This is a genomic window from Bacillus sp. Root920, from assembly GCF_001429445.1.
In the GTDB taxonomy this organism is placed as follows: Bacteria; Bacillota; Bacilli; order Bacillales; family Bacillaceae; genus Bacillus; species Bacillus safensis.
The window spans coordinates 2077212-2098734 of record NZ_LMJV01000001.1; the positions used below are offsets into that span (position 1 = coordinate 2077212).

At 42.0% G+C, this 21523-nt stretch carries 21 protein-coding genes, 4 tRNA genes and 1 other annotated feature; of the genes, 5 read left to right on the plus strand and 20 right to left on the minus strand.

All coding sequences use genetic code 11. The features are described from left to right. Positions 1 to 4: 4 nt before the first annotated feature. Together ASE42_RS10200 and ASE42_RS10205 are read right to left on the minus strand one after the other, a co-directional pair. Entirely contained in the window at positions 5 to 562 is a 558-nt protein-coding gene (locus tag ASE42_RS10200; protein ID WP_024424020.1) for an ECF-type riboflavin transporter substrate-binding protein, read from the minus strand. Positions 563 to 576: 14 nt separating this feature from the next. Next, a complete protein-coding gene (locus ASE42_RS10205; RefSeq protein ID WP_024427616.1) occupies positions 577 to 1437 on the minus strand; it encodes an S-adenosyl-l-methionine hydroxide adenosyltransferase family protein in 861 nt (286 codons plus the stop codon). Between the two features lie 110 nt (positions 1438 to 1547). After that, positions 1548 to 1818, minus strand: a binding site (T-box leader). 192 nt (positions 1819 to 2010) lie between these two features. Here ASE42_RS10205 and ASE42_RS10210 point away from each other — a divergent pair. Further along, positions 2011 to 2700 (plus strand): ABC transporter permease subunit, encoded by a 690-nt coding sequence (locus tag ASE42_RS10210; protein WP_025093692.1) that lies wholly within the window; start codon positions 2011 to 2013, stop codon positions 2698 to 2700. Continuing rightward, on the plus strand, positions 2701 to 3582 hold the full coding sequence (locus ASE42_RS10215; protein ID WP_024427618.1) for an ABC transporter ATP-binding protein: 882 nt from the start codon (positions 2701 to 2703) through the stop codon (positions 3580 to 3582). Positions 3583 to 3621: 39 nt separating this feature from the next. On the opposite strand, the gene ASE42_RS10220 is transcribed toward ASE42_RS10215, so the two are convergent. The 11 genes from ASE42_RS10220 to ASE42_RS10270 form a co-directional block, all read right to left on the minus strand. Beyond that, positions 3622 to 4086: a GNAT family N-acetyltransferase gene (locus ASE42_RS10220; protein ID WP_041106743.1), complete on the minus strand. Its 465-nt coding sequence runs from the start codon at positions 4084 to 4086 to the stop codon at positions 3622 to 3624. 68 nt (positions 4087 to 4154) lie between these two features. Further along, complete coding sequence (locus ASE42_RS10225; RefSeq protein ID WP_394817475.1) at positions 4155 to 5345, minus strand: S1C family serine protease; 1191 nt, start codon at positions 5343 to 5345, stop codon at positions 4155 to 4157. Between the two features lie 78 nt (positions 5346 to 5423). Continuing rightward, complete coding sequence (locus ASE42_RS10230) at positions 5424 to 6218, minus strand: MBL fold metallo-hydrolase (RefSeq protein WP_024424026.1); 795 nt, start codon at positions 6216 to 6218, stop codon at positions 5424 to 5426. Between the two features lie 6 nt (positions 6219 to 6224). After that, the gene (locus ASE42_RS10235) at positions 6225 to 7088 is read right to left on the minus strand and encodes a two-component system regulatory protein YycI (RefSeq protein ID WP_056766722.1); all 864 of its coding nucleotides are present in this window, start codon (positions 7086 to 7088) and stop codon (positions 6225 to 6227) included. Then, positions 7075 to 8454: a two-component system activity regulator YycH gene (gene yycH, locus ASE42_RS10240; RefSeq protein ID WP_041118417.1), complete on the minus strand. Its 1380-nt coding sequence runs from the start codon at positions 8452 to 8454 to the stop codon at positions 7075 to 7077. Before yycH ends, ASE42_RS10235 begins: the two co-directional genes overlap by 14 nt. After that, a complete protein-coding gene (gene walK / locus ASE42_RS10245; protein ID WP_024424029.1) occupies positions 8444 to 10282 on the minus strand; it encodes a cell wall metabolism sensor histidine kinase WalK in 1839 nt (612 codons plus the stop codon). The genes yycH and walK overlap by 11 nt, the downstream gene beginning before the upstream one ends. Before the next feature lie 7 nt (positions 10283 to 10289). Next, positions 10290 to 10997 (minus strand): response regulator YycF, encoded by a 708-nt coding sequence (gene yycF, locus ASE42_RS10250; RefSeq protein ID WP_024424030.1) that lies wholly within the window; start codon positions 10995 to 10997, stop codon positions 10290 to 10292. Positions 10998 to 11345: 348 nt separating this feature from the next. After that, a tRNA-Phe gene (locus tag ASE42_RS10255) sits at positions 11346 to 11418 on the minus strand. A 27-nt stretch (positions 11419 to 11445) separates the two neighbouring features. Beyond that, positions 11446 to 11522: transfer RNA gene (locus ASE42_RS10260), tRNA-Asp, on the minus strand. Between the two features lie 82 nt (positions 11523 to 11604). Next, a tRNA-Glu gene (locus tag ASE42_RS10265) sits at positions 11605 to 11676 on the minus strand. Between the two features lie 6 nt (positions 11677 to 11682). Further along, positions 11683 to 11758, minus strand: a tRNA-Lys gene (locus ASE42_RS10270). Positions 11759 to 12101: 343 nt separating this feature from the next. Here ASE42_RS10270 and ASE42_RS10275 point away from each other — a divergent pair. Continuing rightward, positions 12102 to 12626 carry a peroxiredoxin family protein gene (locus ASE42_RS10275; RefSeq protein WP_024424031.1) on the plus strand — a complete coding sequence of 175 codons (525 nt, stop codon included), beginning with the start codon at positions 12102 to 12104 and terminating at the stop codon, positions 12624 to 12626. Positions 12627 to 12655: 29 nt separating this feature from the next. Here the strand turns inward: ASE42_RS10275 and ASE42_RS10280 are convergent, their stop codons facing one another. From ASE42_RS10280 to ASE42_RS10305, 6 genes are all read right to left on the minus strand, one after another. Beyond that, positions 12656 to 12865 (minus strand): hypothetical protein, encoded by a 210-nt coding sequence (locus tag ASE42_RS10280; protein ID WP_056766724.1) that lies wholly within the window; start codon positions 12863 to 12865, stop codon positions 12656 to 12658. 13 nt (positions 12866 to 12878) lie between these two features. Next, positions 12879 to 14012: a DUF418 domain-containing protein gene (locus tag ASE42_RS10285; RefSeq protein WP_056766727.1), complete on the minus strand. Its 1134-nt coding sequence runs from the start codon at positions 14010 to 14012 to the stop codon at positions 12879 to 12881. Between the two features lie 136 nt (positions 14013 to 14148). After that, positions 14149 to 15438 (minus strand): adenylosuccinate synthase, encoded by a 1290-nt coding sequence (locus ASE42_RS10290; RefSeq protein ID WP_024424032.1) that lies wholly within the window; start codon positions 15436 to 15438, stop codon positions 14149 to 14151. A gap of 255 nt (positions 15439 to 15693) precedes the next feature. Then, positions 15694 to 16107 (minus strand): VOC family protein, encoded by a 414-nt coding sequence (locus tag ASE42_RS10295; RefSeq protein WP_024424033.1) that lies wholly within the window; start codon positions 16105 to 16107, stop codon positions 15694 to 15696. A gap of 129 nt (positions 16108 to 16236) precedes the next feature. Continuing rightward, positions 16237 to 17601, minus strand: a complete 1365-nt coding sequence (gene dnaB / locus ASE42_RS10300; RefSeq protein WP_003214779.1) for a replicative DNA helicase — start codon at positions 17599 to 17601, stop codon at positions 16237 to 16239. Between the two features lie 213 nt (positions 17602 to 17814). Beyond that, complete coding sequence (locus ASE42_RS10305) at positions 17815 to 18771, minus strand: DUF4885 family protein (protein ID WP_056766729.1); 957 nt, start codon at positions 18769 to 18771, stop codon at positions 17815 to 17817. Positions 18772 to 18879: 108 nt separating this feature from the next. Here ASE42_RS10305 and ASE42_RS10310 point away from each other — a divergent pair, with 108 nt between their 5' ends. Further along, the gene (locus ASE42_RS10310; protein ID WP_056766731.1) at positions 18880 to 19737 is read left to right on the plus strand and encodes a hypothetical protein; all 858 of its coding nucleotides are present in this window, start codon (positions 18880 to 18882) and stop codon (positions 19735 to 19737) included. 146 nt (positions 19738 to 19883) lie between these two features. Here ASE42_RS10310 and ASE42_RS10315 read toward each other — a convergent pair whose 3' ends face one another. Then, positions 19884 to 20102, minus strand: a complete 219-nt coding sequence (locus ASE42_RS10315) for a hypothetical protein (protein WP_056766733.1) — start codon at positions 20100 to 20102, stop codon at positions 19884 to 19886. Positions 20103 to 20636: 534 nt separating this feature from the next. Here ASE42_RS10315 and ASE42_RS10320 point away from each other — a divergent pair. Beyond that, the gene (locus tag ASE42_RS10320) at positions 20637 to 21521 is read left to right on the plus strand and encodes an alpha/beta hydrolase (protein ID WP_056766735.1); all 885 of its coding nucleotides are present in this window, start codon (positions 20637 to 20639) and stop codon (positions 21519 to 21521) included. Positions 21522 to 21523: the final 2 nt, after the last annotated feature.

Genomic DNA, 21523 nt, shown 5'->3' on the forward strand with positions numbered 1-21523 from the left:
TGCTTCATGATGTTTCTTTCGATAGGCTGCCGCTTTTGCTTCTCGTTTTCGCATAAGCTGCAATGATAATGGTTCCTAGTACACCAACTGTGATGATGTTTGAAATCCCTGCCACGATGCCTTGAACAAACACTTTGTTCGCAGGTTCTGCATAGATCACAATGTCAAGTACAGGAGCAATGATAAACCAGCCTAATGCTTGTGCGCCTGCTTGTACGGCATTAAAGAGCGTGATTTTCTTCCAGCCGAAGTCGCCCTCTTCTACTTTTAAACGGTTAGAAATAAAGCCGATCAATAAACCAACGACACCCGATACAATAATCCAGCTCCACCAAGGGCCAAATGTGGTCGCATCTTTAATGAGATGGCCAATAAAACCAATCAGTGCGCCTGCAACAGGACCAAATAGCACGGCCATTAATGCTAGGAATGCGTATGAGGTTTCAATTTGTGTATTCGGAATACCAGTTGGAATGGAGACGAATCGTCCTAGAATCACAAAGACGGCTGCGCCAATTCCAATGGCAACGACAGTTTTCGTTGAAAGTTGTTTTCCTGCCATGATGTATCCTCCTCTTATTCGTATATAATGCGCGGAGCTTTGCGAATCGAAAGGCGCCAGCCTGTGCCTGTACCGATGTTATAAGCCTTTGCAAATGACCCTTGATTGATCGCCACGCCTAAATGGTCGAGTGAATTGACATATACGAGTGGTTCGCCTACCTTTAAGTCGGCAAAAGATCGTCCATAGGTCATGATATTTTTATACACATTTTTCGGCCCGTTGGCAATGGTAACTTCTATTGCATCCCCATAATTAATTGAAAGCTGTTCAAATAGCGTGTGATGAATGTTTGTCCATAGGTTTCCGAATCTCACATCTAAAATATCAATCGTCCCTGTGATCACATCTTCTTCCGCATAAGCCTGTACGACTGGAAGATGGATAATATCATCAATATTCGCCTTTGGCCCAACCTCTTCAAAAGAAATCACACCTGATGCAATTCTCGCCCCTGTATAAGCGTAAATATCTCTCCCATGGAATGTATGTGATTTTCCCGACTTTGGCAGCCGGTTAATGGTTTCATCTAAATAACGGGCTTCCACAATGCCAATATCCTGGGCAACGTGCGTGAGTGTCCCGTTATCTGGAGTAATGATATAGTGTGAGCTTGTCGTTTTGACGACAAGACTTTTTCTCTCTGATCCAACGCCCGGGTCAACGACGGAAACAAATACCGTCTCTTCCGGCCAGTATGTGACGGTTTGAAGCAAGCGATAAGAAGCCTCCCAAATGTCATACTGCGGAATATTGTGTGTTAAATCAAAAATGCGGATGCTGCTGCTGACCGTATTTGCCACTCCGTACATTGCACTGACAGCTCCATCATCAATGCCGAAATCTGATTGTAAAACCAATGCATGTTCACTCATGTCAATCTCCCTTTCATTTGAAAAAATGGATGTGGTGTTTCACGTGGAACATTTGAACAATTGTATGAAAAAAGTGGACAATAAAAAATACCCCATCCTTATCTTTGAATCATAAGGACGAGGTATTTGTCTCGTGGTACCACCTTTATTTACTGTTTGCTCGCGCTAAACAGCCTCTACAAGTACAAAGCTCCAATCTGGCTCATATACTGTGGTTTTGATAACGAGTACCAACTCTCGTCGTCACCTACTAATATCATAGATATGTTCAGCACGAGGCTCAGAGACCATTTTTCGAATCATTATTTTTGCTTCTTTTCAGCTGCCGAAGCTCTCTGTGGAAAAATTGATGATTGTACTTTCTCTCGTCATTGCCTGTATAACTATCTTGAATTAAAGCTATCATACATGATGTTTTTTGATAAATCAAGATATTTTTCTGAACATTTTTAAAAATGAGTCAACTGGTGCTGGAAGAGTCTTCTTTTTATGAAATTTAAACAAATGTTAAAGAGCAAGATATGGTCTCTTTCTTTTCTAGGGGTATAATAAAGGTGAAGGGAGGTACAGCATGTGTGGACCATTTGTATGAATGAGTTTAAGCAGCTCTTCAAAAGCACAAAATCTATTTTAACAATTGTTATTATTTTCATTTTATCTACTTTTGTTTCAAGTCTTCCGTTTATCGCTGCTCATCAGGAAAAATGGGAACTGGCAAAGGATCCTTATTCTATTGGGAATGAACTGGTGATGTCTTTATTTGGTTTCTTCCTTATTTTTTTGTTGTCTCATGATATTTTAAGCCGCGAAATTCATTTGAAAACCATTCGTTTTCTCGTCAGTAAAACAACCCGTTTGAACATTATCATCGGGAAATATCTTGGACTGATGCTGTTTTGGCTTAGCTGTATTATGACGACATATGTGCTGAATATGGTGATTTCACACCGTTTTCTGTTCTCAGATGCCTTAAAAATCTTAACCTTTATCAGTGTCGGTATCTCATGTGCTTTATTTTTGTCCATGCTCTTTCCAACACCGCAGAAATCAATGTTTGTCGGTATGTTATTTTCCTTTCTTTTCCCAATCGTCAGTATGATTTCTGTTCTTTCTTCAGAACGAATGATTCATTGGTTCCAATATATGACGCCTTATTATTATGCGCGCTGGAGTGAACCGCTGACCTACGTCCTAATGAACACGGCATTGACCGTTATCTTACTCATTGGAACTGCACTGCTGTTTCAAAGGAGGGATGTGTAGATGCTTCATACAAAAGGGCTCACAAAAAAATATCGTACAAAAGTCGCAATAGATCATATTAATCTTGATGTCAATCAGGGCGATATCTTCGGCCTCATTGGACCAAAGGGATCTGGTAAGACGACGTTTTTCAATATCATTACCGGGATCTCCCGCCCTACCTCTGGTACGTTTACAGTGATGAATATGCCTTCGCTAAAAAAAGTGAGACAGCATATCGGTGTTCTGCCAGAATATACGGATTTATATGAAGGTCTTACGGCTCTTGAGCATATTGCCTATTTATCAAAAATCACTGGAACACGCCAGAGAACGAGTGATTATGAAGAACTGCTCGAATTTGTCGGTTTACATCATGATCATCAGGAGAAGGTCGGTGCCTTCACACCTGGTATGAAGAAACGGCTTGGAATGGCGCAGGCCATCGCCCATCAGCCGGAATTTATTTTACTTGACGAACCTTTTGCCGATATTGATGCAGATTCGATCTTGCACATTCAGCGGGTCATTGAAACATTAAAGGATGAAGGGAAAACCGTCTTTTTAACAGCTGACCGCCCAAGGTTCACCAATAGTATTTGTACCAAAACGGCGTTCATTTCTGAAGGAAAATTAGTGTCCCCACATACTCATCCTCAAGAGAAAACCATCACATCCTCAAACATACGTGCAACCTTCAAGCATGCATGGATTGATGATGAGGTGAAACCTGTTCTCACGCAGTACCTACAAACTGTCGGAACAGATCTTGTGATCAGTGATGACGAGACCTCATTGTTAATTCGTTCAGAAGCTCAAGTTCCAGCGATCATTCGCGCTTTCGTGAAGTGTAAAGTCGATTTATACAGAGTCACGGCTCAGGATGCCATGATGTCCTCATAAAAAAGTACCGTACGCTTTCTGCACGGTACTTCTTCTTTTTTATAAAGGTTTACTCATATAAATACCAGTTTCTGCAAATCCCGTTTTCTCGTACAGCGAACGGGCGATTTGATTGTGAGCAAAGACATGGAGCGAGAGTTTTTGCACACCTAATGACTTTGCCTGCTCTTCTAATGCAGCAATGGCCTGCTTTGCAAAGCCTTTTCCCCGATAAGCTTCAAACAAAATAAAGTTATAAATAAATCCTTCGTGCTGCGGGTGATTCGGGTCATAACAAAGCCAAACCCAGCCAATCGCTTCATCTCCGTTTAAGAAATTCCACAGCTCATGATGCTCTGTCTGAAGTCCTTCTGGAAGAAGCCTGTCAAATTGTTCTTCTGCGTTCGCAAGTGATTCTTCCTTCTTCCATGTTCCTGCGAGTACCTTTTCTTCCGCGTACCGCTGAATGGCCTTCTCTATCAATACATCGTAATCGGTTTGTGACATCCGTTGTAGTGTAACCAATCTTACAACCCCCTTTCCTTCATCATATGTCAGTCATGCCAAAAAAACCAGTCCCTTACTGGAACTGGTTAGCCGCCATATCGGTCGGTTTGAGAAAGTTTGATCTCTGCTGATTTTTTCTTCCCGCTTCGGTAAAATTGCACTTTTACCTTGTCGCCGACCTTCCTTTGATATAAGTACTTACGAAGATCCACGATATTCTGTACACTCTTGCCATCAAAGGAGGTCACGACATCCAGCTCTTTTAGTCCTGCTTTTCCTGCTGGAGATAACGGCTCAACACTCATGACAACGACCCCAGATGTAACCTTGGATGGCAGTTTCAACGTTTCCTGCCAGTGGTAGCTCGCAATATCCGCTAATGATTTCATGCCGACGCCAAGATACGGACGCTTTACCTCTCCGTAACGCTCTAAATCCTCTATGACAGGGATGACCAGATTCGCTGGAATAGACAGCCCGATTCCTTCTACCTCTGATTCAGCAATCTTCATTGAGTTGATGCCGATCACCTTTCCGTCCATATTGATCAAGGCACCACCGCTGTTTCCAGGATTGATGGCGGCGTCTGTTTGCAGTACTTCTGCATTCCAATCCGTCTGTCCGTCTCCATTTGAGTCAACAGGGATCGCTCGCTCTGTGCCTGAAATGACCCCTTGTGTGACAGAACCTGCGAATTCAAGCCCTAATGGATTTCCAATGGCGATGACTGGCTCACCCGGCTTCACATGATCTGAGTTACCGAAGGCTGCGGTTTTCTTGATTTTATCACTTTTGACAGTGAGAACAGCTAAATCCATAAGCTGATCGCTGCCGACAAGATTGGCACCAATTCTTGTCCCATCATGGAGGCTCACTTCAAGCTGGTTGGCGCCTTTGATGACATGATGGTTTGTGACAATATAAAACGTGTCACCCTTTTTTTTATAAATCACACCTGACCCGCTGCCTGCTTCTCCGCCTTCCTCCCAAAAGCTCGACTTTTGGATATTAATGACGCCGACCACCGTATCTGACATATTAGACACCACTTTCGTGACAGCATCATTGACGTTTACATTCACAGTCTTTAAAGGACCCTGAGATGTTTGTCCATCACCGTTCTGCTGCCATCCAAAGGGACTGCCGCTCTGTCCAGATACATAGGGGAAAAAGAATCCCATTAAAAAAGCTCCTACCAATACACCGATCAAACCAGAAAGAAAATATCCTTTTCTGCTTCGTCTCGGCTTCCACTCTACATCGCGATAATCCACTATGTTTCCTTCCTTTCAGTGAATAGATGATGTATATAGTGTTGGTAAGAAGCTCTTATCTTAATCATACGATTGTAAAAATCATACGGCGCAAAGCGGGGTTGCTTTTTTCGGGTCTGTATCAAATAAATCAAATCCGTCCCCTACAACAAAGCCCTTCATTTCAAGCGTCTGCTGGACCGCCATACGGGCTAAATCCTTCATGTTGTTGTCTTGACTCAAATGAGCCAAATAAATGCGTGAGGTGGCATCTCCAATGACATCTGTCATCGCAAGAGCAGCATCTTCATTTGATACATGTCCGACATCACTTAGAATTCTGCGCTTAATGCTCCATGGGTATCGGCCCATTTGCAGCATCCCGACATCATGATTGCTCTCAAACACAAACGTATTGGCTGACTTAATAATGCCTTTCATACGGTCACTCACATAGCCTGTATCTGTCATGAGAGCAAGTTTGCGTCCTCCATAATGGAACACGTAAAACATAGGCTCTGCCGCATCATGAGAGACGCCAAATGACTCGACATCAAGACCGCCAAAGGATTGAACGGTCTCCATATCAAAATGGAATTTCTGCTCTGTATCAATCTTTCCGATATGAGACTCCATTGCCTTCCATGTTTTCGCATTTGCATAGACAGGAAGCTTGTACTTTCTTGCCATGACACCAAGCCCTTTAATATGATCGGAGTGCTCGTGTGTCACAAAAATACCGTCCAAGTCTTCAGGCTTGCGGTCGATTTGACCAAGCAGCTCGACCATCTGTTTGCCGCTTAAACCAGCATCCACCAAAAAGGCATGCTCGTCTGTTTCTAAATAAAAAGCGTTCCCCGTACTTCCGCTCGCTAGTACACTGAACTGCAAGCTCATGTTCTCTCACTCCATTGAAGATTTGTCATCTTTCTCTATATGATCAAGTGTTGAGCCATCAATGGCATTGATCAAATATTCTTCCTCTGTCTTTTTCTTTGAACCTGCTGATACGCCTTCAAGCTCCACCCGCCATACAGGAACCATGACTTGCGTGCTTGCCCCAGGGTATTGCGTATAGTAGCCAAGCTCTACCTTTTTCACGGTCGTATTTTGACTCAGCATATTTTGCGTATATAAGTCCTTCACTGTTTCAAGTGCTGGGACAAGGGTTTCTTTTCTCACTTCATTAATCGATGTCACCATCGATTGCTGATATGAGACGACTTCGTTTTGATCGTTGAGATTTAAGGTGATTTGCCCAATGGTTTCGGTGTCATCAAGGCCTTCTTGGAAGATGTATTTCCCTTTATACGTTTGGAAAAAGACGATTTTCCCTGTCTCCTCATCTATACTCCACAGCTTATAATTCTTCCCGTCCAGCAAACGCTGGTTCACAAGGTTCGTCGCCGCTGTTTTGATATCCTTTTTCGGCAAGGCAACTGGCTTGTTGAAGGTCATTTCAAGCAGCGTGACAGGATCATCTTTGTCTGTTTTCGGGAATGTGCTTTTCGCCTTTTGATCAGCTAATCCGTCGACATCCTTTTTCGTATATTGCTTCTTTTCAGCTGTAATGCGGTATCCAATCTTCGCTTCATCTGATAGATTGCCATATTTGATCCCGTCTGCCTTCATTTCCTCCAGCGTATCCGTTTTTTCGATAATCGCAAAATGATCGGTTGACCGTTTTTCAAAGTATTGAAAACCTAGAAAGATATCGAGAACGAGAAAGGCTAGGATAAAGATCGTTTTGGTCTTATTCCACTCCATGATTCTCGCTCCCCTCTGTCAAAAGATCATTCGATAGAATCACGGTTTTGCCGTTATATTTCATACACCATACAGGCTCCAGCCAGACAAACATTGCTTGATCTTGATCTGATGGAGTTGAAGCAGCTTGATATGCAGGGAAAATCTGTTCAATTTTCTCCAGGTCATCATATTTCGTCTGCTTGATGATCAAGTCCTTCAGCTCTGTCCCATTCATCAGCTTGACCTGTTCACTTTGACTCGCTTTATTGCCAAGAATATAGTTTGGACGCTTGTAATTCAAAATGTCATCATTCGCCCATTGGACTTCAAGGGAGGTCATCCCAAATGGATGCTTTGTACTGTTAACGATCGGCAGACCGTCCATAAACATATTAAAGGACAGCTGCTGGTTGCTGTTGATGCCAAAATATTGATAGTCATCAGTAAAGCTTCCCGTATCATTGAAATATTTCACACTTCGCTTAATCAAATCCCCCGTTTGGAAAACAGTGCTGGAATTGATATTGCGGTGCTGATATTGAATGCGGTGGTCTTTTTGATTGGCTTCAAGGCGGCTTGTGCCATCTGTGTACACCGTCCGGTTTAAATTAGATTCCTCACCAACAAGGCTCGGGTCCGTAAACAAAGCGTCTTTGAATTTGTTTGTCTTAATCGTTTCGATAAAGAACATTTTCGCTTCAAGCTGCTTTTGCTTTCTCGGAAGAAGGAAATCTCGTTTAGAATTCGTCGAGAATGTATAAAGATCATAGCGCGGCATCTCGTTTTGAGCGGCTGCGATACTGTTCATTAGATTACGGTAATTGGCGGACTCAATTGTCAGCTCAAGCACCGTCTCCTTGCTGTATGAGACCAAATACACTTTTTTATTCGCCTTATCCTGCTGGGCGAACGGCACGATCATCCGATCAAACGAGTTGTATTCAATGGACTTGTTCGGCCATTTAAAGAGCGCTTGGAAAATATCAATTGGAATCGGATCATTGAACACAAGATCCAATGTCTTCCCTTGTCCTTCACGTCCATAGAAGAAATTCTTAAATTTCTGCTCGGAATATTGATCTGACACATCATTAATCTCTTTGACATCCCAAAGGCTCACATCATTCCAAAAGTTTTGAAAGAGTTCCTTTTGATCCACTTTAAAATGCTCTCCATTTGAATGGATGAACATCTCGCGCGGCTTCACGACATCAATGAGACTTCTAGGCTCGTCACTTGAAATCTTCTTCGTTTCCACGACCTGTGTGCCGGTATCTGCCTGATCCTGCATGACGGGCTGGAACATCCAGATATTCCACGTAAATACAAGACTGATCGCAATTAGGATTGTCAATATTATGGTTTTAAAGGTCTCACGCTTCATCCCAATCATCCTCTTGTTCTTCATTGTACGGAAGGGTAAAGGTCACCGTTGTCCCTTTTCCTTCAATGCTGTCAGCCCAAATATCTCCGCCATGAGCTTGAACCATTTCTTTTGCAATCGCAAGACCGAGGCCGGTTCCGCCAAGCTTTCTTGTTCTTGCTTTATCTACCCGATAAAAACGTTCAAAGATTTTATCCATATCCTTCTTCGGAATACCGATTCCTTCATCTTTCACGCTGAATAACACAAGGCCTTTCTCCTCATCCAAATCGACGGTAAACGTGATGTGTCCACCCTCTGGTGAGTATTTCATGGCATTGGAAATGATATTATCTAGCACCTGTGTAATTTTATCTTGATCGATTTCTACATATACTTCACGCTGCGGCAGGTTGCGGATAAAATCGACATGCTGCTCCTTCGTCATTTCAAAACGATCAATGACGAGCGAGATAAACCTGATAAAGTTCGTCCACTCACGGTTGAATTGATAATCCTTGCTGTCGAATTTAGACAGCTGCAGCAGGTCATTGACAAGCCGGATCATGCGCTCAGTTTCATTTTGCGTGACACTGAGGAATCTTGGCGCAAGCTCTTTATCACCAATCGCACCTTCAGCCAGCGCCTCAAGGTAGCTTCGCATCGTCGTCAGCGGTGTGCGCAGCTCATGCGATACGTTCGCGACGAATTCACGGCGTTCAGCATCAATTTTCTCCTGCTCTGTGACATCATAAATGACCGCAATTAATCCATCAATTTTCCCATGCTCTTTCTGAATAACGGAGAAATTAACACGCAATACAGACAGCTGATCTTCGCGTTCAATTTCTATCAGCATGGAATCTTGATTTTCGACTAAATCTTCAAATGTATGGGTTTCCTCTAAGCCAAGTAAAGACGTGATCGGCATCTCTAGTGCTGTTTCACGTGAAACATTTAACAGCTCTAATGCAGGGCTGTTTAATAGAATAATTGCACCGTTTTGATTCGTTGCGATGACACCGTCCGTCATATAGGCAATTACAGAAGAAAGCTTTTTCCGCTCCCCCTCCGTCATCAGCTGAGCTTCCTCCAGCTCTCTCGTCAGATGGTTAAAGGTTGTCGCAAGCTGGCCAATCTCGTCATGTCCATACTTCCGGACCTTTCTGGAGAAGTTCCCTTTGGCAAGCTCGATCGCCTGCTTTCTCATATCTGAAATAGGATGAGTGATCGTTCTAAAGATGAAGATACCAAGTAGAGCAGTCGTCCCAAGTGCAATCAGTGTCCCAGTCGCTAAAATGGTGTTAATGGTTCGCATTTGGTTAAACACACTTTCCATTGAAGACACAACATAAATCACACCAACGGTCTCTTGGTTCTCATTTTTTACGGCTGTCGCAGAAATACGCACCCTTTTATTTGACTCAGGGTCATAGAATTTTTTCTCGTAGTCTTTGCCAACTGCGAAAATACGGCTAATGATTTGATCAGTAATTTTCTTACCGGCAATCTCTTGACTGCCGTTATTGACAGAGGCAATGACCTCTCTGCTTTCGTCAATATAGCTGACTTCAGAGATTTCATTAGACTCATCTTTGTTGTTAAAATCGTTTAATATCTTTTGAGCATCCTCTTTTAATTCTGCCTTGCTTTTCGATGAATCTTGTTCTAGGTAATACGATAACGAGTAGATTCGCTGATTCAAGGAATTATCATATGAATTAATTAAGGACTGCTCTAGCTGCTTCACAAAGTACACGCCAATGATCTGCATGGCGACGATGATCAGCAGCACGTAAATCAAGGTCAATTTGAAGTGAATCGAGCGAAAAAAACCTACTTTACTCATAAGAATCTTAGTCCTGCTCTGGGTTTCTTAAATAGTAGCCGACGCCTCGTCGTGTCACGATCCAGCTCGGGTGGCTAGGATTGTCTTCAATCTTCTCACGAAGACGGCGGACTGTGACGTCTACTGTACGGACATCTCCGAAGTAATCGTAGCCCCATACAGTTTGCAGCAAGTGCTCACGTGTCATGACTTGTCCGATATGTTTCGCTAAGTAATGAAGCAGTTCGAACTCACGGTGCGTCAATTCAATCGTTTCTTCGCGCTTAGACACCACATACGCATCTGGATAAATAACAAGTGATCCAACCTCAATATCATTTGATTCAGATTCTTCCTCCGTCTGCGGCGCAGCGGTTTGTCTTCTCAAATTCGCTTTCACGCGGGCAAGCAGCTCACGTGTGCTGAAAGGCTTCGTCACATAATCATCTGCGCCAAGCTCAAGGCCGATGACTTTATCAATTTCAGAGTCTTTTGCTGTCAGCATGATAATCGGCATGTCATATTTCTTTCTCACTTCACGGCATACTTCAACACCATCTTTATTCGGCAGCATAATGTCGAGCAGAATAATGTCCGGCTTGATTTCTTCTACCATTTCAAGGGCTTCGTTTCCATCATATGCACAATGAACCTCATAGCCCTCTTTCCTTAAATTAAATTCCAATATATCAGCAATCGGTTTTTCATCATCTACGACAAGAATCTTTTTTTCCATTGTGATTTCCTCCTGCATTTTTAGCATCTATGTCATTCCATTTTGCATGTATCATTACGCCTTTTCCGTTTATGAAAAAAAGGCTCACTGTCTATTATAACGTTTTACGAGGCAAAGATAAAAATAATAACGGCTTTCTTTTCTAGTAAACGTTGGATAGGAAGGTGCCGCCCGAAAAAAATTGATGACTTTTTCCTTTTTTATTGAAACTTTTCCAATCACCAGCCGTCTATATAGTTGTAACGTCTTCTTCTTATGGAGCCGGGCCCTACCTAGGTCCGGCTTCTCCCTTTTTATGCCTTCTTTTCATAATAAAAACGCACCTGCGATTGCAGATGCGTTTGGAAGTGGCTCGGGACGGAATCGAACCGCCGACACACGGATTTTCAGTCCGTTGCTCTACCAACTGAGCTACCGAGCCATCATCAAAAAGATGAATATGTATAAATGGCGGTCCGGACGGGACTCGAACCCGCGACCTCCTGCGTGACAGGCAGGCATTCTAACCAACTGAACTACCGGACCTCAGTAACTTGCCCGAAAAAGCAATCGTGGTGCTCCTTCAAGCAAGTGAGGAAAAAATTAGCTTAACGCTAAAGTAAATCAATGACCCGTACGGGATTCGAACCCGTGTTACCGCCGTGAAAGGGCGGTGTCTTAACCGCTTGACCAACGGGCCAATACATGGTGAGCCATGAAGGACTCGAACCTTCGACCCTCTGATTAAAAGTCAGATGCTCTACCAACTGAGCTAATGGCTCTCGGTTTGTGAAAAGTGAATCTGAAGAAGCTGTATTGCGCCAAACCAATCGCTTTAAAAAAGCTGGAACATCGCATCCTAACAAGTTTCAGAGACCTTTGCAACAACGAGATTTATAATATCATAGAGTAATTACATATGGCAATACGTTTTTCGACATTTTTTTAAAAAAAGTGTCGGATTTAAATATCTCCTATCAAAGCCCCCGCTTCTGCAACCGCCTTCATTAGATACGCCTTTTCGGGTGACCTCTGCCTACTCAAACACATAGGTACGTTTCAGGCCGCTCAAAAATGGCTATACATGAAATAAGTGACATTGTCATTGAAAAAGGAGGAAGCAGTATGAGTTCATTCAAATTAGGAGATAAAATGCCCAACTTTTCACTTCCAACAATACAGGGCGATCACATTGATTTCGACAAACATTTAGAGGAGCATCAAAGCTGGCACCTGATCGTTTTCTTTAGAGGATCTTGGTGTCCGGTATGTGTAGAAGAGTTAAAAGAGCTCGAACAGCAGCAATCATATTTTCAGGACAAGGATATTCACTTGATGGCGATTTCCACGGATAACCCTGATGACTTGAAGGCATTTGCGGATAAAGAGGGACTATCCTTCCCGATCATGTATGACCATGACCTCACGTCATTAAAAGCATATGAAGTCCACTATCATGGGGAAGATGCCCCATATGAAGACCACGGGGTGCACGGTGAACCCGCCTATTTCTTATTAAATGAAAAAGGTCAAGTGCTCTATCAGCAAAGACAAACAAGTCCGTTTGGCAGACCGCATGCCAACGAACTACGCAAAATCATTCAGTACATCCGCAAAAATTTAAAAGGCCAATATAAAAGCCTGAAGTAAGGAAAAAGCCCTCGTGATGAGGGCTTTTTTTATGAACGCTTTTTATTATATAGCCAATCTGCGGTGAAAAAAACAAAGAGACCCGCCACGAGAATGACAAAAGTGACGGGTGGTTTATTACCCTGGAAATACATGTACAGCGCATGCCCTCCTAATGCCAGAAGATAAAAAACAAATGCCGGCACAGCAGCTTTATGTGCATTCGCTTGTTCTCTTTTCGTCATTTTTTTTAAAAACATTATGCTCTCCCCTTTATGATGCTTGTTTCATCGTCACCCTGCGAAGTGCCCGTGAACGGATATATTCCATTGGTCCAATTCTCCAAACCTTTAGGCAAACTGCTGAAACCGCGATTTGCAGAAGTGAAATCAACAGCCATGCCAATACAATAAAAGGCGCATTGATTTGACCGCCAAGACCCAATCCCCAGCTATAAAAAAGAATGGAGCAGATGACATTTTGCAGGATGTAGCAGCTAAGCGCCATTTTCCCTACATATTCAAACCAAGTCCACATGAACCATGACTCCGTGCGTGCGAGGAGCTTCGCAATGACAGCTATATAGAAAATAGAGAGAAATGGTGAAAAGGCGTAGCGCACCACAAATTCCACTAAATCGTTCGGTACGAAAACTAGTGCATTCAGCGGCAGACCGATCCACAGTCCGATTCGGAACAATATTTTCCGGAGAGACTGTCCGCGTTCATTTGCATAAAATACACCGGCTCTCATCATCCGCACACCTAATAAAAACAGAAATGTGTTCATTGGAATAATAAAGACCGCTTCTTCTCGGTACATGAAGAAGTATTGTAACCGTTCTTGAACCTGCGAGATCCATGTCTCTGGCAGCTGCTCTTCCAGCGCTGGTTCACCGCTTTGATCATCGGTCGCTGACTCCATTTCAGAGAGGGAGTACAGCATCAGACATGACATCATGAGCAAATGAATCACACCTGAGAACACCATGCCCTTTTTGATGCGCCTGCTTCCTCCCCGTACAATGTAAGCCACAAGCAGCCCCGTAACGGCATAGCTCATGAGCACATCATATTCCATCACAAGCGTAAAATGGACAAAGCCTTCGATAAATAAAAATAAAAGAATCCATAAATAAGTACCCGGCCAAGGCGTGTCCTTCCTTTTTGCCTGCTGGTATTTCAGCTCCAATCCAACACCAAACATGATCGTGAGCAGCGAGAGCATTTTTCCATAAACGAACATGGAGACAAGACTTTCTAGAAAACTGCCATTTTCATATTCATCCGCAATCTGATCTGTCGCAAAGGTATCCCCTGCATACGCAAAAAACCAGACGTTCGTTCCCAAGGTGCCTAGTATGGCAAAACCTCGTAAAATATCTAATAATCGTATTCTTTCTTTCACTAGAACGCTCCTTCCTCCTATACAGTTATCATATTTTGGTAATGACCGGAAGTCCGTTCTACTGAAATTAAGGAATATTTAAACAAAAAAACACCAGTAAAATGCGAGATTTTACTGGTGCTTCATCAATCTATTCTTATGGACGGTACACGCTGCGGACAACGTTCGTTTGTGAACGATCTGGTCCGACTGAGAAAATGGAAAGTGGAATACCTGTTAATTGTGAAATGCGCTCTAAATAATGGCGGGCATTTGCAGGCAGTTCACTTAAGTTCTTTACGCCTGTAATATCCTCTGTCCATCCTGGCATTTCTTCGTAGACAGGCTCACATTTCGCTAATTCATTTAGGCTTGCTGGGAATTCCTCAGTGATTTCTCCATTCAATTTATAGGCGACACAGATTTTCAATTTTTCAATCCCTGTTAGTACATCAATTGAGTTAAGAGATAAATCTGTAATTCCGCTCACACGGCGTGCATGACGGACAACAACGCTGTCAAACCAGCCGACACGGCGCGGGCGTCCAGTTGTCGTACCGTATTCACGGCCAACCTCACGAATTTGATCGCCAATTTCATCATGGAGTTCTGTTGGGAATGGGCCATCTCCAACACGTGTTGTGTACGCTTTTGACACGCCGACTACATGTTGAATTTTCGTTGGTCCTACGCCAGAACCAATCGTCACGCCTCCAGCTACCGGGTTAGATGACGTCACAAATGGGTATGTCCCTTGATCGATATCAAGCATGACCCCTTGTGCTCCTTCAAATAGCACGCGGCGGCCTTCATCTAGTGCATCATTCAGGACAACAGATGTGTCTACGACATATTTTTTCACTTGCTGGCCATATTCATAATACTCGTCTAAAATATCTTCAATCTTGAAGCCTTCTGTGTCGTACATTTTCTCTAAAAGACGATTTTTCTCTTCTAGATTGCGTGCAAGCTTCTCTTCAAATACTTCACGATCTAATAGATCTGCGACACGGATACCGACGCGGGCAGCTTTATCCATATAAGCTGGTCCGATTCCTTTTTTCGTCGTACCGATCTTGTTAGCCCCTTTCCGCTCTTCTTCTACCTCGTCCAATTTTAAATGGTAAGGCAGAATAACATGGGCTCTATTGCTGATTCTGAGGTTATCTGTACTCACATTCCGTTCGTGAAGATACGCAAGCTCAGTGACCAACGCTTTAGGATCAACCACCATTCCATTACCGATGACACAAGTTTTCTCTTTATAAAAAATACCGGATGGAATGAGGTGTAGCTTGTATGTCACTCCATCAAATTTGATCGTGTGACCTGCATTGTTTCCCCCTTGATAACGGGCAATCACCTCTGCATTTTCTGAAAGGAAATCGGTAATTTTCCCTTTCCCTTCGTCACCCCACTGCGTACCTACTACGACTACTGAAGACATATCGTGCACCTCCGTTAACCTTTCAAAACGTTATCTCTTTCAAACACATTTATTTTATCAATGCACAACGAAAAAGTCAACGCGAAATCCGAACATTAATATCTCGAAATCAAATTTTGTTCGTTTTAAATATAAAGAAAAGCGCTTTAATCACTTTTCCAGTGCTTAAAAATGGAGATTTTGAGCAAAAACAACTTTTTATCGTTTCCAGCTGTTCATCAACATAAAAAAGACCCCCAACAATGGGCGTCTTTTTTAAACAGGTGTAATACCATCTGTGTTCATCAGCACAACTCGATACCCATCTGGATCTTCAATGGTTGCTCCTCCTCGTTCCCAATATGGATTTGTAGAGGTGACTTGCCGTCCGCCAAATGAGAGCAATCTCTTTTTCATTTGCTGAAATTCCTCTGCATCTGGAATATAGAAAACTAGCAGCTGTTCTGGATGCGGGACGGGCAGGCTGTCTTCTTCTTCATGTTTGGTGATTTCTAAATGAACATGCTGGTGAGGCAGCCCGAGCATCACACCATCGTACCCTTCATGCTGATCAAATGAGCCTATTCGTTTGAGCCCTAAGCCTTCTTCATAAAAGGAAACAACCTCTTTCATGTTGACGGTTGGGCGTGCGATACGTAATTGAGCGGCTTCAAACTGTTGAAATTTCATCAGTCTTCACTCCTTTTCTCCTTTTAGTATACGCTCTCTCTTTTTCCCTCTCCTCCTCATTTTGATTGTTTTTTCAATCATTCTTTCGATGTAGATCAATCAAAAAAGCCCAGCTTCTTGAGCTGGGCTTTAAGCACCGGGCGGAACTCCCGCATCATCAAATCTTCTTTCCAGATTGACGAATTTGTTATATTCTTTGACGAACGCCAGTGATACTGTACCAACTGGACCGTTACGCTGTTTGGCAATAATGATTTCGATAATGTTCTTATTCTCTGATTCTTTGTCATAGTAATCATCACGATAAAGGAATGCCACGATATCGGCATCCTGCTCGATACTTCCTGATTCACGAATATCAGACATCATCGGACGTTTGTCCTGACGCTGCTCTACCCCACGAGAAAGCTGAGACAAGGCAATAACCGGAACTTCAAGCTCCCTTGCCAGCGATTTTAATGCCCTAGAGATTTCAGAAACCTCCTGCTGACGGTTATCGCTTGATCGCCCGCTTCCTTGAATGAGCTGCAAGTAGTCAATCAGGATCATGCCAAGACCATTTTCTTGCTTTAATCGGCGGCATTTCGAGCGAATTTCACTTACTCTAATTCCAGGTGTATCGTCAATGAAAATTCCGCTGTTTGACAGCGAGCCCATCGCCATTGTCAGCTTACCCCAGTCCTCTTCTGTCAGATTACCGGTTCTTAGGTTTTGTGCATTGATATTCCCCTCTGCACAAAGCATACGCATAACGAGCTGCTCAGCACCCATCTCTAAACTAAAGATAGCAACACTTTCGTCCGTTTTGGTCGCGACATTTTGGGCAATGTTCAATGCGAAGGCGGTTTTCCCTACTGATGGACGGGCCGCTACAATGATTAAATCATTTCGCTGGAATCCAGCTGTCATCCGGTCAAGCTCAGAGAAACCTGTTGGAATCCCTGTGATATCGCCTTTACGGTTATGAAGCTGTTCAATATTATCGTATGTTTGAACAAGAACGTCCTTAATGTTTTGAAAGGCTCCTGAGTTTTTACGCTGCGCCACTTCCATAATGGTCTTTTCAGCATCGCTCAATAGGTCCTCTACTTCATCCTCACGCGTATACCCATCTTGTGCAATGGTTGTCGCCGTACGGATCAGACGTCTTAAAATGGATTTCTCTTCTACAATTTTTGCATAGTATTCAATGTTTGCGGCAGTTGGGACAGAGTTCGCAATATCGGTTAAATACGAAATCCCGCCTACCTCTTCTAGTAAATCTGTATTGGCAAGCTCAGATGTCACCGTGACAAGATCGACCGGTTCTCCTCTATCGCCAAGTACAAGCATCGCATTGTAAATCTTTTGATGCGACATTCTATAGAAATCCTCTGGAATTAATACCTCAGAAGCGAGCGTTAGCGCAGATGGTTCTAAAAAAACAGCACCTAATACGGCCTGCTCGGCTTCTATATTTTGCGGCGGCAGCCGGTCATCGAGAAGTTCCGTCATGCCAAGCACCGTCCTTTCATAAAAAAATACGCTACTCATCATTTTAACATTTTCATCAATAAAAAAGTGAAAAACATCGACTATAGTCAAAATTACCATGTTGATATTTTGTGCAAACCAGCGCATTTCAATAGAAAAGACTCTGTAACATCAATTGTTATAGAGTCCTTCGTTATCGCTAATGATTTTGTATCTGTCATCGTTCAAGGTTTGTTAATCTATCGCTTTCTTAACCCCATAATTCACTTTTTGCCCAATGTCTTGTAAAGAACCGTTTTGATAACCAATAGATAACAACAAATCTGGAATGGAATCAAACCCGTTTTTGGCTAGATCGAATAGCTGCGCACCGTAATGTGAAGCAGCAATGCGCGCATTTTCTGCTGTATATGGATTTTTAAGGAGTTCTTCTTTGTATAGATCAAAAATATTCGCTCCGTTATCCGTTACAAATTGACCATTTACAATGCTTAAATCTTTTAAATTGTAGCCTGTGACCGTTTTGATTTGATTAACAAGGTGGAATTTGGCAAGAGAATCAGGTGTGAATTGAGTAGAATCATCATTTCTACTTTTCATAATATGGAAAAATAGTTCTCTTGTATTGTTGGTTGTATTTAATAAGGCTTCTATCTGTTTTATCAGCGATTCGTCTTTTGAACCACCCACCACTAATTTGAAATTATTTGGATCAATGGTAAAAGTTAAATTTGTGTTTTTAGGAATGGTTATACCGTTTTTAGAGAATAAATCTTGTAATTGTTCGTTCACTTTTTGACGATTGAGTATTTTCTTTTCTACACTTTCTTGCGTAGGATCGTACCGTTTTTCATTACGGAAAGCGGCATCATTAGAATTATAATGCCCTCCTGTTCCACTATTAGCCCATCCAATTTCAATAGAGTAAGCCGCCTCTCTTTCCGGTTTGGTTAAATCATTTCTGAAATAAGGGGAGTTTGGATTTCGATACTTATCAAATATATGGCCATGAGGATCTTTGAAACGTTTATTTTGTTCATTTATTTTTTGATATTTTTCATCTAGTATTTTCATTCGTCTATCAGCTTCGGTCATCACCTCATTTGTACTTTTAATAGCTGATTGACCTTTATAGTCTATTCGGTTCTGACTGTTTGAAGCACCTGCCGTGTACGACGTATTAATATTCATTTTGATTCTCCTTTTTAAAAAAATAGTGATTATTAAATATATCGGCAATTAAGTTAAAATTTGTTAGTTTTGATCCGATATAGTAATTATTACAAGGAGGGTTAAAATATGCCAAATACTATTTTCAAACGTTTTTTATTACCTGCATTATTGTTAGTGCTTATTACTAGTTTTTTTGCACCTCATTCAGCAGAAGCAGCGATTACGGGGAATAACAGTCCTAACACAGCAAGCTCAATGGGATATTGGAAATATAGTCGTCCAGATACGACAATCTTACCTGAAGGTGAAAATGAAGCGTATTATCAGTTCACGATCAATAAGGGTGAAAGGGTTTATGTACGAAGTTCATATGATAAGCAATATACGGGGATGAAAATCGAGGTGTACAATTCGAAATATTCTGATGGGAGATCTAGAGTCATTAACCCTGATTCAATTACACCCTTTATTTTTGCTAATACTGATGAAGTTACTTCAACTTCAGAAACTTACTTTGTGAAAGTGACCCGTGGTACATATACAGGGAATATGTACTTTACTGTTTCTATCCAAGATCGTATTAAATCTGGAAATGGGACATTCAATTTTACGGGGACTGCTACCAATTTGGGGAATTCTTCTTTAAATTTTTTAGGAGTTGATTCTTCTATCATTACAATGGATTTAACGAACAATTCTTCTATCCCTAAAAATGCAATCGTTAAATCGATTTCAACAACTAGTACCCAATCGCCCAATCAAGGAAATGTCACTCACAAACTGATGGCTGATATAAACAAAATTTGGAACGAATCTATTTTTTCATCTGCAACAAGTGGTTCTTACCGTATTTCTCTGGATGATCAATTAAAAGTCGCGCAAAAATGGAGCTTTAAGTACAACGCAAAGGCTACTGCGAGATCTACTATGAGCAATGTCAAAGCCGATATTCGTTACGAATATGATGTCACAGATGGATTCTAATTGAATGGTGTTTAGACATGTAAACCGATTGATCAAAAAGTAAGGGGGCATCCCTTACTTTTTTCATTACCGCCTTGATATTTGGCCAACTTTAAAACAGCACCGTCCTTTCATAAGAAATACGCTGCTCATAAAAAATGAAGGTGTTAATGGTGGTTTTGCTTGAGGGCGTGTTGAAAGAGGAGGATGGTGATCATATCGGTGGTTCGCTGGTATAAATCCCATTGTTCATAGGCCGCAAATGTCATCCGTATTTCATGTAATGATTGCTTCATTTCTTGATATTCTTCCACTGTAAACGTATTTTTCAGTTTGAGCTGATGTTCAAGCAGTTTTATCCTTAGCTTTCCTAATGGAGTTTTCATTCTGCCTACATTCCCTTCGATCTTGTCTTCCTTAGAAAATTGTATATGAATTTACGCATGAGATTGAATAAGTTGTGAGATATGCTCACCAGCTTTTCAAAAAATTCTCCTCTTTTTTCCTAAAAATACAAGAAGGTCTATAGACTTATTTTTCCTCAAAATGATTTCAAGGAGAAAAACCTATATATATTCCTGAATCAAACAGAAGAAAATGGTAAATATCCCGTGACGGTCAAGGTCTTTTGGCATTTCTCCTCTTTTTAAATGACTCAGTCCGGCATTCCCTATTTCCATTCATTTGGTAGTTATTTAGTCCTTTATTTTCCGAAAATTTAGATCAAATTATCAATTACACCACTTAATGAACATTTGACTTCATAATTGATAACCATTATCATTTGATTTGCTTGCGTGATAATTGAGAATCATTTTCATTTGAAGAGACCATTCTTCAATCTCTACACTCATCCTATATCCGCAAGCCTGCTTTTATCATCGTATGAGAGTCAATTTGAGGAAGGGGATTTTTTACACATGTCCAAACGCCCTGAAGGAATGGGTACTGAGGATTCTCTTTTCGGAGAAAGCCGTCCTTTTTTTATACCCGGGACGGAGCAACTGGATATCACAGCACACCCATACAGACTTTTTATATTTAAACCGAATACTACTCCTCCAGCGGCTGGTTTTCCAGTCATGTACGTGCTTGATGGGAATTCACTTTTTGGCACAATGGTCGAAGCCATTCGTTTACAGTCAAGAAGGCCTGAAAAAACAGGTGTCGTACCTGCCATCATTGTTGGAATTGGCTATCAGACAGAAGCTCCCTATCATCCGCTCAGGCATTATGATCTCACTCTTACCGGCCCTGACGCTTCCATTGGTGGCAAAAGAAAGGACTTCTCCAACCATACATATGGCGGGGCCTCTGCGTTCTTTTCTTTTTTAGAAAAGATTGTAAAGCCTTATATCGAGCAGCGCTTTCCGATCAACCAGAGTCGTCAAACACTATTTGGGCACTCTCTTGGCGGTCTTTTTGTATTACACACACTATTTGAGCACCCTGAAGCTTATCAAACATATATTGCAGGCAGTCCTTCTATCCACTGGAACAAAAAATTATTTCTAGAAAAAGAACACCAATTCACCAGCCATATACGTCAGATGTCTATGAATGTCAGGCTGCTTGTAGGTGTAGGTGAGTTAGAAAAACACCATCCGTGTCAAATGAATGATCATGCACATGGACTAGCAAATCGTTTGCTGCCTTTATCCGCATATGGTTTGCATACGGCCTATCACGAGTTCCCTGAAGAAGGACATACGTCCGTTTTACCGGTGCTGATGAATGACGCTTTTCGTTTTGCACTCTATCATGATGATCCTTTCACAACCACAGACATGAAGGAAAGGCAGTGAAC

What these genes read in the sequence shown, in the direction of transcription:
- ASE42_RS10290 (WP_024424032.1), bottom strand. Translation starts at nt 15,438, where the DNA reads ATGTCTTCAGTAGTCGTAGTAGGTACGCAGTGGGGTGACGAAGGGAAA.
- yycF (WP_024424030.1), bottom strand. Translation starts at nt 10,997, where the DNA reads ATGGAAAAAAAGATTCTTGTCGTAGATGATGAAAAACCGATTGCTGAT.
- ASE42_RS10215 (WP_024427618.1), top strand. Translation starts at nt 2,701, where the DNA reads ATGCTTCATACAAAAGGGCTCACAAAAAAATATCGTACAAAAGTCGCA.
- ASE42_RS10305 (WP_056766729.1), bottom strand. Translation starts at nt 18,771, where the DNA reads ATGAATATTAATACGTCGTACACGGCAGGTGCTTCAAACAGTCAGAAC.
- ASE42_RS10295 (WP_024424033.1), bottom strand. Translation starts at nt 16,107, where the DNA reads ATGAAATTTCAACAGTTTGAAGCCGCTCAATTACGTATCGCACGCCCA.
- yycH (WP_041118417.1), bottom strand. Translation starts at nt 8,454, where the DNA reads ATGAAGCGTGAGACCTTTAAAACCATAATATTGACAATCCTAATTGCG.
- walK (WP_024424029.1), bottom strand. Translation starts at nt 10,282, where the DNA reads ATGAGTAAAGTAGGTTTTTTTCGCTCGATTCACTTCAAATTGACCTTG.
- ASE42_RS10200 (WP_024424020.1), bottom strand. Translation starts at nt 562, where the DNA reads ATGGCAGGAAAACAACTTTCAACGAAAACTGTCGTTGCCATTGGAATT.
- ASE42_RS10275 (WP_024424031.1), top strand. Translation starts at nt 12,102, where the DNA reads ATGAGTTCATTCAAATTAGGAGATAAAATGCCCAACTTTTCACTTCCA.
- ASE42_RS10235 (WP_056766722.1), bottom strand. Translation starts at nt 7,088, where the DNA reads ATGGAGTGGAATAAGACCAAAACGATCTTTATCCTAGCCTTTCTCGTT.
- ASE42_RS10205 (WP_024427616.1), bottom strand. Translation starts at nt 1,437, where the DNA reads ATGAGTGAACATGCATTGGTTTTACAATCAGATTTCGGCATTGATGAT.
- ASE42_RS10280 (WP_056766724.1), bottom strand. Translation starts at nt 12,865, where the DNA reads ATGTTTTTAAAAAAAATGACGAAAAGAGAACAAGCGAATGCACATAAA.
- ASE42_RS10230 (WP_024424026.1), bottom strand. Translation starts at nt 6,218, where the DNA reads ATGAGCTTGCAGTTCAGTGTACTAGCGAGCGGAAGTACGGGGAACGCT.
- ASE42_RS10315 (WP_056766733.1), bottom strand. Translation starts at nt 20,102, where the DNA reads ATGAAAACTCCATTAGGAAAGCTAAGGATAAAACTGCTTGAACATCAG.
- ASE42_RS10320 (WP_056766735.1), top strand. Translation starts at nt 20,637, where the DNA reads ATGTCCAAACGCCCTGAAGGAATGGGTACTGAGGATTCTCTTTTCGGA.
- ASE42_RS10310 (WP_056766731.1), top strand. Translation starts at nt 18,880, where the DNA reads ATGCCAAATACTATTTTCAAACGTTTTTTATTACCTGCATTATTGTTA.
- dnaB (WP_003214779.1), bottom strand. Translation starts at nt 17,601, where the DNA reads ATGACGGAACTTCTCGATGACCGGCTGCCGCCGCAAAATATAGAAGCC.